The following is an 11,654-nucleotide window of genomic DNA, read 5'->3' as shown; positions in this document are numbered from 1 at the left end:
CGCGTCGTCTTCGGGTGGGCTCGCGGCCGGGGGCCGCCCCGTCTCGGGCCCCAGCGCCTAACGCGAGCCGGCTGGGTTCAGGGGCGAGACGGCCAAGCGCCTACTGACTGCAAGTACTCCGTGGCATCGGCATCCTCCCGGAATTCCAAGAGCGCCCCGACCTTCTGCAAGAGGACCTCGCGCACCTCTGCTGGAGTAGCGAAAAAGAACTCCTTGCGGGAATTGGCCTGATTCAGTGCCCGGGCCGCAAAGTGCCGGTGGAGCTGTGTCTCCAGGGTGACGGCGTCCTCGGAGAAGTAGATCGTGTGCACGTCGAATCGGAACGGCACTGAGGCTCCGCTCAGTTCGCTCACACGATCCAGAGGCTCAAGTCGTCGAGTCAAACCGATCTTGACGACGTCCGGACCGAATGCGCCCCTGTTCGAGATCACGTAGACGTAACCCGCACGGATGTTGGCAGCACGGAAGTCGTTCTGAGCGATGGCGTCATCGATGGCGAGCAGTCGATGTTCGAGGTCCGCGTCACTCTGCCCACTGCGGTGTAGCTGCGCGAGAGTCTGTTGAATGAGCGCGCGTTCTTTGTCGAGTCGCTCACGCTCGGCGTCGAGCTCCTGCTGAACGCGCCGCTCCTCACGGAGCTGCGCTCGCTCGTCGCGCTCCCGTTCACGCTCTTCCTGCTTCTTCATCAGCCAGTCAGCCGTGAGTTCGATTTCTTCTTCGCGAAGTGAGTGGAACCCGGGAGCGATCCGCATCTCCATCATCGAGCCGAGCTTCGCAATGGCATCGCGTGACTTCTCGAGTCGGCGCTTCGCTGTCTCCGCATTTCCCGCACGAAGTGATCGGATTGAGTTGTCAGCTTCGGCGTTGTACGCGCGGAGCATCAGCTTTGACAGATCATCGGTCATCTTCCGTCCCTTCGCGAGGGAGTTGTCGAAAGTGAACATGTTCGAGCGTTCGATCGCCCGACCGGAGCGGACGAGACCGGCGATTCGTGCCTCGATGTCCTTCAACCGTTCTTTGTAGGCGGCCGCATCTTCGAGGGGATGGTGGTAACGGTAGATACCGACCTCTTGGAGGACCCGCTCATCATCAAGCGGCACAACTTGCTCGTCGGCGCCCGAGTTGAGGGCAGCACGGAGGTCCCGAATCGTGGCTTCGAGCGAATCGATCTTCTCGTCGCGGGAGTCCCCGTCGGCTTTCAGGCGTGCCGAGCGGCGCTCGCGGACAACAGCCGTGCTCGCAGGTTCTGCAGGACTCGGAAGCGAGGGTTGACCGGACGGTGTATGAGCATCTGGCGACGGAGCCGGATCACCTTCTGCGAGCCACAATTCCCACCCCTCAGGAGGGGTGGGCCAGTCGGCGGGAGGGGTCCAAGACGGGGGCGGCGTCCATCCCACCGGCACCGCAGGCCAGCCCGGAGGCGGGTTGAACCGACGTCCAACGTTCACGAGCGGCGCACCCCGCCGGGGTCAACGACGACGAGTCCAGCAGGATTCTTCGAGGTAGCTGCTCCGAGGAGTTCCAGTGTCGCCGACGGCACAACCCCCGTGAGGTCGAACGCCGTGAATTGGTCCCGTGAGGCGCTCACGGCGACGAGCGGGAAGAAGCGATCCAGGCCGGTCGCGGGGTCTTTCGTCGCCGGTCCGACCTGCAGTGCCACCGTCTGAATGATGCCGCGGCGATCTGCTTCGAACACCTCGTGCAGCGTCCGCAGTGCGACCTGCGCCAACGCGTCGCCGTACCGCTCGTTGATGTCTTTCTTCGTTGCGGGGCTGCCGACGATCTCGTCGTTGGCCTTCACCCAGCGATAACTCTTGACGGCCGGGACCGCGTCCGGCGCCGGAGTCACCGCCCGGATGAGCGCCTCGGACGTACTTCCATCGAACTCAGCCTGGTGCGTCACCTCGAAGGCGTCCGGGTACACGGAGTTGGCCAGCACGATGTCGACGTACTCTTCGACAGCCTCGGTCACGCCGTAGCCGAGTCCGGCGATCAGCGCGTCGATCTCACCGTTGTGCTCCGCAACCTCAGCCTCGCGAAGTCGGCATTCAGCGTTGTAGCGCTCTCGCTCAGCGCCGAGGAGTTCCACCCGACGCTGTTCGATCTCGTTGTGCTGCCGGTCCGCTTGAGCCTGCCGTTCAGGCAAGGAGGCACGGAGTGCCTCCCACTCAGCAGACGCGGCCTGGAAACCGGCCCACCACTCTTGCTTCAGCTGATCGTGCTTCTTCTTCTTTCCGAACATCCCCTTCGGGGCCGGCGGTTCCTGCCACACCGGCTGCGGCGGCAGAACAAGGGGAAGCGGACGGGGGCGCGGAATCTCGAGATCTGGGTGCGGGAACGGCGGGTGGTTTGCCGTGCGCTTGAGCTCTTCGAGATCGACGTGGTCGTCAACGTCGAGCGTTGCAGCGAGAAGGTTCGCAATGGCTTCGTTGATCGCTTGGACCTCTGCGTTCAGCTCATCGGCCTCTGCCTTGCGCGCCTCACCGTAGGCAGCCTGCGCCTCGCGTTCGAGGCGCTTTCTTTCCGCGTCAGTGGCGCGAGCGGCAGCAGCATTCGCACGCTCCGCCTGCGCACGAGCGCGCTCCACCGCAGCGACGGCCGCCGCTTGCTGGCGCACTACCGCCGCTTGCTGGCGCTGCGCTCGAGCAGCGTTTGCTTCCGCGACCCGCTGTTGGTGTTGGATCTCCGCGAAGAATCCGCGCTTCCGTGCCACTGGTGGACCTCCCAAGTTGCTGACAACGGAAGCCTATCCATGACTGAAACTTCATCTACGGCATGACGCGAGCTCCTTTCGGCCTCCGCGTTGTCCGGCTGATCGGTCCAGCTTCGCTGACCGCTCGGCACTGCCCGCCCCGTCGGCCTACTGTCGGCAGCATGAGCACGAGCACCGCCGACAAGGCCGTCACCCTCAAGCAGCTGCACGAAGCCCCCGAGATCCTGCGCGTCGTGAACGTGTGGGACGCGATCACCGCCAAGGTCGTCAGCGACCTGCCCGGCACGAAGGCGATCGCCACCGCCGGGCACTCGATCGCCGCGTCGTACGGGTACGAGGACGGCGGCATGCCCCTCGAACTCGCCCTGTCCGGGGCGGCGATCGTCGCGGCCGCCACGGACCTGCCGGTCACCGCGGACCTGGACGACGGCTACGAGGACCCCGCCGAGACGATCCGCCGCGCCATCGGCTCGGGCATCGTGGGCGCCAACGTCGAGGACCGGCTGCGTCCCTTCGACGAGGCCGTCGCCCGCGTCGCCGCGATCACCGCTGCGGCACAGGCCGAGGGCGTCGACTTCCAGCTGAACGCCCGCACCGACGCGATCGTGCGCGGCGGCGAGCGCCCGATCGACGAGAGCATCGAGGACGCGATCACCCGCGGCAAGGCGTTCCTGGACAACGGCGCCGCCCTGGTCTTCGTGCCCGGCGCGATCGAGCGTTCCGTGGTCGAGCGACTCGTCGCCGGTCTGGGCCGCGGCAAGCTCTCGGTCATCGGCCTGCCCGGTGCCCTGCCCGCCGCGGAGTACGAGGCGCTCGGCGTCGCCCGCATCTCGTACGGCCCGCTCACGCAGCGGGTCGCGCTGCGCGCGCTCCGTGACCTGGCGACCGACCTGTACGCCGACGGCGTCGTGCCGGAGGACACCCCGACCCTGAACTGACGGAGCGGACGGACGGGAGGCCCGGTGCCAGCTGGCACCGGGCCTCCCGTCCGTCCCGTGGTCGCGTCACGCGACCCGCTCAGCTCATCCGAGCGCCGGGTACAGCGCGGGCGTGGTGCGCGCGTGCGTCTCCTGCTCGAAGGCGTAGCCGAGGCCGATGACCGTGCTCTCGTCGAACGAGCGGCCGAGGAACTCCAGGTTCACGCCGGCACCGGTGATCGTGTTGTCGGCAGCGGTCGCCTGGCCCATCGGGACGGTGATCGCCGGCATACCGGTGTTCGGGCTGAGGCGCATGTTCGTCGACTGCGTGCCGTACGGCGTGCCCGACGGGTAGACGAGCGCGTCGAGGTCCTGGTCGTCGAGCATCTGCGTCACGAGCTGCTTGCCGGTGGCGAGCTGCGTCGTGTGCGACCCCGTCGGACCGGCCCACGCCTGGTACTGCGTGTCGGTGATCAGGTCGCGCGACTGGTAGGTGCTCTTGCGGCTCGGCACGTACTCGCCCGAGGCCAGGATGCCCTGCAGCGAGCGAGCGGCGACGTCGGGGTCGAGGTGCTTCGCCACGTACTCGTCCAGGTCGTGCTTGAACTCGTTCGTGCTGCCGCTGCCCTCGGACAGGACCCGGTTGAAGGCCGTCGTCGCCGTGATCGGGACGACGGTGGCACCGGCGGCCTCGAGCTTCGCGACGGAGGCGTCGAACAGGCGCTTCGTCGTGGCGTTCGTGCCGACCATGCTCGTCACGTAGCCGATGCGGGAGCCCTGCAGGGAGTCGGCGTCGAGCGACGCCGTGTACGACGTCGGCACCTTGCCGGCCTGCGCAGCCGTCGCCGGGTCCGCCGCGTCCACGCCGGTGACGGCGTCGAGCGCGACCGCCGCGTCGGTCACCGAGCGGGTGATCGGGCCGCCGGTGTCCTGCGACAGGGCGAGCGGGATGATCCCGTCACGGCTGGTCAGGCCGACCGTGGGCCGGATGCCGACGAGCTGGTTGTACGTCGACGGCACGCGGATCGACCCGCCGGTGTCGGTGCCGAAGCCGATGCCCGCGAGGTTCGCGGAGATCGCCGCACCGGTGCCGCCGCTCGAGCCACCGGCCGTCTGCGCCGTGTTGTACGGGCTGGCGACCAGGAGCGACGAGCCCGCGGGCTGGTTCGACGAGAACTCGGAGACGAAGCCGAAGGCGAACTCGTCGAGGCTGGCCTTCGCCAGGATCACGGCGCCGGCGTCGCGCAGGCCGGTGACCATGGCGGCGTCGGTGTCGGTCTGGTTGTCGTCCCAGCAGCCGCAGCCACCGGTGGTCGGCATGTCCTTCGTGTCGTAGTTGTCCTTCACCGCGATCGGCACGCCGAGCAGCATGCTCGTCATCCCGTGCTCGGCGCGCTCGGCGTCCGCGGTCTTCGCGGCGGCCAGGGCGTCGGCGTTGGTGGTGACGATCGAGTTGAGCGGGCGCCCGGTCGACGCGGTGTCGACCTTCGCGCGGTCGTAGGCGGCGATGCGGTCGAGGTAGTCCTCGGTGATCGCGACCGACGTGGTGACGCCGGCGTTCATCGCGGCCTGCATGTCGATGGTCGACGCCTCGACGAGCTGGAAGGGGCCGTCGTCGTAGATCATCCGCTGGGACAACCCGGCCAGGTCGGCGACGGTGATGGTGCCGTCGGCGTCGGTGTCCGCGGCGCTGACCGTCGCCCAGTCGGTGCTCGCGGTCGTCGCACCGAGGTGGTCGGTGAGCACGGCGAGGTCGGCCCGGGTGACCTGGTCGTCGCCGGTCAGGTCGAGGTCCGTGTAGTACGGCGCGAGCATGGCGGCGGGGCTGGCGTCGACGGCCGCGGGTGCTGCGGCGGCGGTGATCGCGGGGGTCGCGGCGAGGACGGTGCCGACGAGGGCGATGAGCGAGGCGCCCGCGATGGCGGTGCGCTTCTTGCTGGCGGCCTGCTTGCGGGCGGCCTGCTTCGTGGCGGCCTGCTTGCTGGCGGCCTGCTTCGTGGCGGTCATGCGGAGGCTCCGGTGCGGTCGCGGCGGGCACGACGGGCCCGCAGGGTGATCAGGGTGCCGCCGGCTGCGAGCAGGGCGATGGACGCGGCGATCCACGGCGCGACGTCGGCGCCGGTCCAGGCGAGGTTGCCTCCGGCAGGACGGTCGTCCCCGCCGGCTCCTGCCCCGGCGGTGGCGCCGTCGGTCGGACCGGCGCCCGGTGCCGTCGGGTCGCCCGTTCCGCCACCGTCGCCGGGCGGCGTGGTCGCACCCGGCGTCGGCGTGGCCGTCGGGGCGGTGGTCGCGGCCGCGGCGACCACGACGGTGGTGCTCGCCGGGGCGTCGAGGGTCGTCGACGTGCCGTCGGAGCCGGCGAGGGTGATGCTCGTGACGTCGAGGTCGACGCTGCCGACCGCCGTCGGGGTCAGCGAGATCGAGGTGGCCAGGTCGCCGTCGAGTGCCGGTGAGGTGCCGAGGCGGGTGTGCACGATCGTCAGGGCGTCGCCGTCCTGCTCGACGCTGTCGAAGCCACCGTCCGGGCCGGTGACGCTGTCGTCCCGGTACTGCACCGAGTCGGCCTCGAGCGTGATCTCGTACGCGTAGACGTCGGCCGTGTCCGGGATCGTCAGGTCGACGTCCAACGCGGTGCCGACGGTCACGGTGGCCGGGGCGTCGATGGTGGCGGTGGTCGCGGTGGGTGCTGCCTGGGCCGGAGCGGCCGTCAGGACGGCGAGGCCGAACGCCCCGGCGGCGACGAGCGTCGAGGAGACGATCGTCGCGCGGGGGCGCAGCCGTGGTCGGTGCTGCATGGGCGCAGTTCCTTCGGGTGGGGTGGAGGGGTGCTGAGCGGGTACTCAGTGAACCGAAAGCTAACGGGGTGCTGTTTCCGGTTCTGGCCCGGCACGTTTCCGCCCCGTTACGGCTCGTTCCTGCCGCTACTGTCGTGCCATGTCGGTCGATGTCGAAGCCCTGCTCACCCCGCCCTCCCCCGTCGCTGCGCGTGCACTGGAGGTCGTGCGGGCATGGTCCGAACCCGCCCTCGTGCACCACTGCCTGCGCTCGTGGGCCTGGGCCGTCCTGCTCGCCCCGACGGTCGACCTCGAACCGGACCCCGAGCTGCTCTTCGTGGCGACGATGCTCCACGACCTCGGCGTGACTCCGTCGTTCGACGCCCACGGGGTGCCCTTCGAGGACGCCGGCGGCGCGGTCGGCGCGGTCTTCGCGCTCGGTGCCGGGTGGGACGCCGTGCGAGCCCGTCGGGTCGGGGAGATCATCGAACGGCACATGTGGCGGTCCGTCGACCCGGAGCTCGACGCCGAGGGGCACCTGCTCGAGGTGGCGACCTCGCTCGACGTCTCCGGCGTGGGCTTCGACAGGTGGTCGTCGGATGACCTGCGGGACGTCACGGCCGCGCTGCCCCGTCTGGACTTCTCGGCGTCGTTCGACGGGCTGATCCACGAGCAGGCTTCGCGCAAGCCCTCCTCGGCCGCGGCTCGCCTCGACGGCTCGGGCAACGTGGCCGCCGGCGGAGACCGTTGGACGGCGTTCCTGGCGTCCTGACCCTCGGTCCGGTCGCTCGCTGGACTTCTCGGCGGGGTGGGCGTATAGTCTCTGGTTGGTGCACTGCAGCGAACCCATCTGACTCGCGCACACCAACCTCTCGACACCGACTCACCCGAGTCGCATTCCACTCGAGACACCGCTCGATCCGAACGGACGAGCTGCACGTTGAAACTCGACGTGCGCGCCCCGCACTCGATGCGTCGCGCTGGACTGAGACGTCCGCCGACACCGAGTCGCCCTGGCGCCGAATGACCAGGAAGTACAGCACCATGACCAGCAACGAACGAATCACCGTGTTCGGGACCGCACTCGCGGCCCCGACGATCACCCCCGACCGCATCGCCGAGTTCCCGGTGCGCGACGACCGCTCGCAGCGCGAGTACCTCGTGCGCATCGCGGCCGACGACCTGGGGACCTTCGTCACCCGGGGCACCCGGCTCGACGCCGTCGGCGAGGCCGGCTGGACCGTCCCGGGCCGCTCCTGGGCGGGCGAGTCCAGCCGCACCCTGCTGCAGGCACAGTCCGTGCAGGCGGGCGAGATGGCCCTCGCGGCCTAGGTCCACCAGTACGAACGCGAAGCGCCGCCGAGTTCGCTCGGCGGCGCTTCGTCGTTCCCGGGGCAGCGTGGGTCACTGCGGGTTTCGTGCGAGGTTCCGTGAATCGTGCGAGGCAGCGGTCGTCGCACCGTTCACGGAACCTCGCACCGTTCGTGGCATCGCCTCAGTTCAGGCGCTCGAAGACCATCGTGGCCTGCACCCGGTCGCCGCCGCCGAAACCCGTGCTCCCCGAGGAAGCCGTCGTGATCGTGTGCAGCCGGTACCCGAGCGCAGCCTGCGCGTTGATCGCCTTCTCGAGCTCGGTGAGGTTGCCCGAACCCGTCCCGAAGAACTTCTCCTTGAGCACCACCTGCAGCACGACGTAGCTCATGCCGTTCTGCGCCGGACGCGGCTGACCACCCGAAGCGGCCTCGGCCTGGATCCGGCCGATCACTCCGCCGACGCCCGACGCCGCGGGCGCCTGCTGCTGCACCTGCTCCGTCCACGCGGAACCGTCCCACCACCGCATGGCGCCGGAGCCGTCGTCGCACCACCCTGCCTGTGCATTCGTCATGCGCTCATCCTGGCGCACGACGAACCACGTGGGCAGATCAGTTGTTGAAGCGGAACTCCACCACGTCGCCGTCCTGCATGACGTAGTCCTTGCCCTCGATGCGGGCCTTGCCGGCGGCGCGGGCCTCGGCGATCGAGCCGGCTTCCATCAGGTCGTCGAACGAGATGACCTCGGCCTTGATGAAGCCCTTCTCGAAGTCGGTGTGGATGACGCCGGCAGCCTGGGGAGCCTTCCACCCCTTGCCGATCGTCCACGCACGGGCTTCCTTCGGACCGGCCGTCAGGTAGGTCTGCAGTCCGAGGGTGTCGAACCCGATCCGGGCGAGCTGGTCGAGGCCCGACTCGGTCTGACCGGTCGACTCGAGCAGTTCGGCGGCGTCCGCCGGGTCGAGGTCGATGAGCTCCGACTCGACCTGGGCGTCGAGGAACACGGCCTGCGCCGGTGCGACGAGCGCGGCCAGTTCGGCCTTGCGGGACTCGTCGGTCAGGATCGCCTCGTCGACGTTGAAGACGAAGATGAAGGGCTTGGCGCTGAGCAGGCCGAGCTCGGCGATCGGCGAGAGGTCGATCTTCGTGGCGGACAGCAGCGTGCCCTGCTCGAGCGCGGCACGGGCCTCACGAGCGGTCTCGAGCACGATCGGCTCGGTCTGCTTGAGCTTCACGGTCTTCTCGTACCGCGGGAGCGCCTTGTCGATGGTCTCCATGTCGGCGAGGATCAGCTCGGTGTTGATGACCTCGAGGTCGTCCTTCGGGGAGACCTTGTTCGCGACGTGCACGACGTCGTCGTCGGTGAAGCCTCGGACGACCTGCGCGATGGCGTCGGCCTCGCGGATGTTGGCGAGGAACTTGTTGCCCAGGCCTTCGCCCTCGCTCGCGCCCTTGACGATGCCCGCGATGTCGACGAACGACACCGGCGCCGGCACGGTCTTCTCCGAGTGGAAGAGCTCAGCGAGCTGGTCGAGCCGCGAGTCGGGCAGGTTCACCACCCCGACGTTCGGCTCGATCGTCGCGAACGGGTAGTTCGCGGCGAGGACCTGGTTCTTGGTCAGGGCGTTGAACAGGGTCGACTTGCCGACGTTCGGGAGACCGACGATTCCGATGGTGAGAGCCACGGAAGAACAGCCTACCGGCGGCGGCCTGTCGGAGCCGACCCGGGCCTCCAGTCCGTCCGTCAGATCAGCGGACGCGGCCCGCTCATCAGGGGCCGCAGGACCGTGATGCGCCGCTCGATGACGTCGAAGACGTCGGCCTGCAGCCGCTGCGAGCGCCGCCAGTCCCCCGGCACCTGGAGCGAGTGGTCGGCACGGTCGACGGTCTGGAGGCGCGCAGCAGTCCCGGAGACCCGCTCGGGCCGCCACATGGTGTCGTCGCCACCCCCGATCGCGTCGTGCGCGTCAGTCACGGCGGCGAGCGCCGTGGCCAAATCGCCGTGCGTGAGGACCGGGGTGAGCCAGACGCCGGGCACCGCGTGGCGGATCGCCCACGGCAGGGCGAAGCAGCCGAACGACTTCGCGACGACGAGGTCGGGCAGCCGGTCCCCCAGTGCCGCGGCAACAGCGGTCTCGACGAACCCGACCGGATCGGCACCGGCAGCGTCGTCGACGTGCCAGCGTGGCGCGACGACCTCACACCCGGCCGCGGCGGCGATCTCGCTCGTCCACCACAGCAGCGGCGCCTGCTGCCCGTAGCCGGCACCGGCGAGCACCAGGACGAGCGGACGGCGGTCGGTCTCGTTCCCCATGCGCCGAGGCTAGCCACACGCAACGCCGACGGGAACAGAGGGCGATGTCGGCACCCCGTGCGACGATCGGGACCGTGCCGTTGAACTTCACCGCGATCGACTTCGAGACCGCCAACAGCTCGCCCGCCAGCGCCTGCTCCGTCGGGCTCGTGAAGGTCCGCGCCGGCCGGGTCGTCGATCGGGCGTCGTGGTTCATCCGCCCGCCGTTCGGGCACGACGCGTTCCTGGAGTGGAACACGCGGATCCACGGCATCGTCGCCGAGGACGTCACGCACGCCAAGACCTGGGAGCAGCAGTACCCCGACCTGGTGGCCTTCGCCGAGGGCGACGTCCTGGTGGCGCACAACGCCCGCTTCGACATGGGCGTCATCGCCGGTGGCTGCTCAGCGACGGGGATCGACCTGGCCGAGCACCACTCGCTGTGCTCCCTGGCGGTGGCCCGCAAGACCTACGCGCTCGACTCGTACCGCCTGCCGGTCGCCGCGATGGCCGCCGGGTTCGAGGGCTTCCAGCACCACGACGCCGCCGCCGACGCCGAGGCCTGCGCCGCGATCGTCGTGCACGCTGCCGGGCACCACGGGGTCGAGACGGTCGAGGCGCTCGGCGCGGTGACCCGGGTGACGATCGCCCCGGTCCGTGCGCGTGCCGAGAAGCCGAAGGCCGCGAACCAGCCGCGGCTGTCGAACCGGCCGATGGTGTTCGCCGACTGACGGTCTGCGCTGACTGACGGTGTTCGCCGACTGACGCAACGCCCGCTGCGCGCGGCCGGGGTGCCACATCCCCGGTGGTATTGTCACGACAATGCCGTCGGCACCGACGCCGGCATCTCCGCACGTGTGAAGGACCGCGATGACCAACGAAGGCCAGCTGCCGTCCGACCTGTTCATGGACCTGGACCGGTCGGGTCCCATGCCCCTCTACTTCCAGGTCGCCTCGCGCATCGAGGAGTCGATCCGCTCCGGCGCGATGCCACCAGGGGCACGGCTCGAGAACGAGATCGCCCTCGGTGAGCGTCTCGGTCTGTCGCGGCCGACGATCCGACGGGCGATCCAGGACCTCGTCGACAAGGGTCTGCTGGTGCGCCGCCGCGGTATCGGGACCCAGGTCGTGCACGGGCCGGTGACCCGCAAGGTCGAGTTGACGAGCCTGTACGACGACCTGGCGCAGGGTTCGCAGGCTCCGGCGACGAAGCTCCTGCAGCGCAACGACGTCCCCGCGTCCGACGAGGTCGCCGCGGCACTGAGCATCGAGCCCGGCACGACCGTCGCGCACATCCGGCGGGTGCGGTTCGCCGAGGACGTCCCGATGGCGATCCTCGAGAACTACCTGCCGCCGGAGTTCCTCGACCTGACCGACGCGGACCTGCAGGCGTACGGGCTGTACCAGCTGCTGCGCGGCCGAGGTGTCACGATGCGGGTGGCGAAGCAGCGGATCGGGGCCCGTGCGGTCACCGACGAAGAGGCCGGCCTGCTCGAGATCGAGGACGGCGACCCGGTGCTCACGATGAGCCGCACCGCGTACGACGCCTCGGGCCGTGCGGTCGAGTACGGCGTGCACTGCTACCGCCCGGACCGGTACTCGTTCGAGGTCACACTCGTCGACAAGTAAGCCGAGCGGTCACGTGG

The 11,654-nt window shown here is 69.5% G+C and carries 12 protein-coding genes; 5 read left to right on the top strand and 7 right to left on the bottom strand.

Features of this window, described 5'->3' with window-relative positions:
* Positions 1–77 precede the first annotated feature (77 nt).
* On the bottom strand, positions 78–1,328 hold the full coding sequence (locus tag ABRP24_RS08170) for a DUF4041 domain-containing protein (RefSeq protein ID WP_258376332.1): 1,251 nt from the start codon (positions 1,326–1,328) through the stop codon (positions 78–80).
* Between the two features lie 116 nt (positions 1,329–1,444).
* A complete protein-coding gene (locus tag ABRP24_RS08165) occupies positions 1,445–2,713 on the bottom strand; it encodes a hypothetical protein (RefSeq protein ID WP_301604429.1) in 1,269 nt (422 codons plus the stop codon).
* 161 nt (positions 2,714–2,874) lie between these two features.
* On the opposite strand from ABRP24_RS08165, the gene ABRP24_RS08160 reads away from it, so the two are divergent.
* Positions 2,875–3,651, top strand: a complete 777-nt coding sequence (locus ABRP24_RS08160) for an isocitrate lyase/phosphoenolpyruvate mutase family protein (RefSeq protein WP_349848099.1) — start codon at positions 2,875–2,877, stop codon at positions 3,649–3,651.
* 84 nt (positions 3,652–3,735) lie between these two features.
* On the opposite strand, the gene ABRP24_RS08155 is transcribed toward ABRP24_RS08160, so the two are convergent.
* Both ABRP24_RS08155 and ABRP24_RS08150 read right to left on the bottom strand, forming a co-directional pair.
* Entirely contained in the window at positions 3,736–5,637 is a 1,902-nt protein-coding gene (locus ABRP24_RS08155; protein WP_349848102.1) for an amidase family protein, read from the bottom strand.
* On the bottom strand, positions 5,634–6,425 hold the full coding sequence (locus tag ABRP24_RS08150; RefSeq protein ID WP_349848105.1) for a hypothetical protein: 792 nt from the start codon (positions 6,423–6,425) through the stop codon (positions 5,634–5,636). Before ABRP24_RS08150 ends, ABRP24_RS08155 begins: the two co-directional genes overlap by 4 nt.
* 139 nt (positions 6,426–6,564) lie before the next feature.
* Here ABRP24_RS08150 and ABRP24_RS08145 point away from each other — a divergent pair, with 139 nt between their 5' ends.
* Positions 6,565–7,176: an HD domain-containing protein gene (locus tag ABRP24_RS08145; protein WP_349848107.1), complete on the top strand. Its 612-nt coding sequence runs from the start codon at positions 6,565–6,567 to the stop codon at positions 7,174–7,176.
* Positions 7,177–7,448: 272 nt separating this feature from the next.
* On the top strand, positions 7,449–7,736 hold the full coding sequence (locus ABRP24_RS08140) for a hypothetical protein (RefSeq protein ID WP_146247910.1): 288 nt from the start codon (positions 7,449–7,451) through the stop codon (positions 7,734–7,736).
* A gap of 163 nt (positions 7,737–7,899) precedes the next feature.
* Here the strand turns inward: ABRP24_RS08140 and ABRP24_RS08135 are convergent, their stop codons facing one another.
* The 3 genes from ABRP24_RS08135 to ABRP24_RS08125 are packed head-to-tail and all read right to left on the bottom strand — an operon-like array spanning position 7,900 to position 10,029.
* Positions 7,900–8,289, bottom strand: coding sequence for a DUF2510 domain-containing protein (locus ABRP24_RS08135; protein WP_349848110.1), 390 nt, complete (start codon positions 8,287–8,289; stop codon positions 7,900–7,902).
* Between the two features lie 37 nt (positions 8,290–8,326).
* The gene (ychF, locus tag ABRP24_RS08130; protein WP_027464533.1) at positions 8,327–9,400 is read right to left on the bottom strand and encodes a redox-regulated ATPase YchF; all 1,074 of its coding nucleotides are present in this window, start codon (positions 9,398–9,400) and stop codon (positions 8,327–8,329) included.
* A gap of 59 nt (positions 9,401–9,459) precedes the next feature.
* Positions 9,460–10,029 carry a hypothetical protein gene (locus ABRP24_RS08125; protein WP_349848112.1) on the bottom strand — a complete coding sequence of 190 codons (570 nt, stop codon included), beginning with the start codon at positions 10,027–10,029 and terminating at the stop codon, positions 9,460–9,462.
* A gap of 44 nt (positions 10,030–10,073) precedes the next feature.
* Here ABRP24_RS08125 and ABRP24_RS08120 point away from each other — a divergent pair, with 44 nt between their 5' ends.
* Together ABRP24_RS08120 and ABRP24_RS08115 are read left to right on the top strand one after the other, a co-directional pair.
* Positions 10,074–10,739, top strand: coding sequence for an exonuclease domain-containing protein (locus ABRP24_RS08120; protein ID WP_371836740.1), 666 nt, complete (start codon positions 10,074–10,076; stop codon positions 10,737–10,739).
* 139 nt (positions 10,740–10,878) lie between these two features.
* A complete protein-coding gene (locus tag ABRP24_RS08115) occupies positions 10,879–11,637 on the top strand; it encodes a GntR family transcriptional regulator (protein ID WP_176708309.1) in 759 nt (252 codons plus the stop codon).
* Positions 11,638–11,654: the final 17 nt, after the last annotated feature.

It is taken from the genome of Curtobacterium sp. WHRI 8282, assembly GCF_040223925.2.
GTDB lineage: Bacteria > Actinomycetota > Actinomycetes > Actinomycetales > Microbacteriaceae > Curtobacterium > Curtobacterium flaccumfaciens.
The sequence above is the reverse complement of the archived record's forward strand: the minus strand, read 5'-3'. Positions and strand labels throughout refer to the sequence as shown.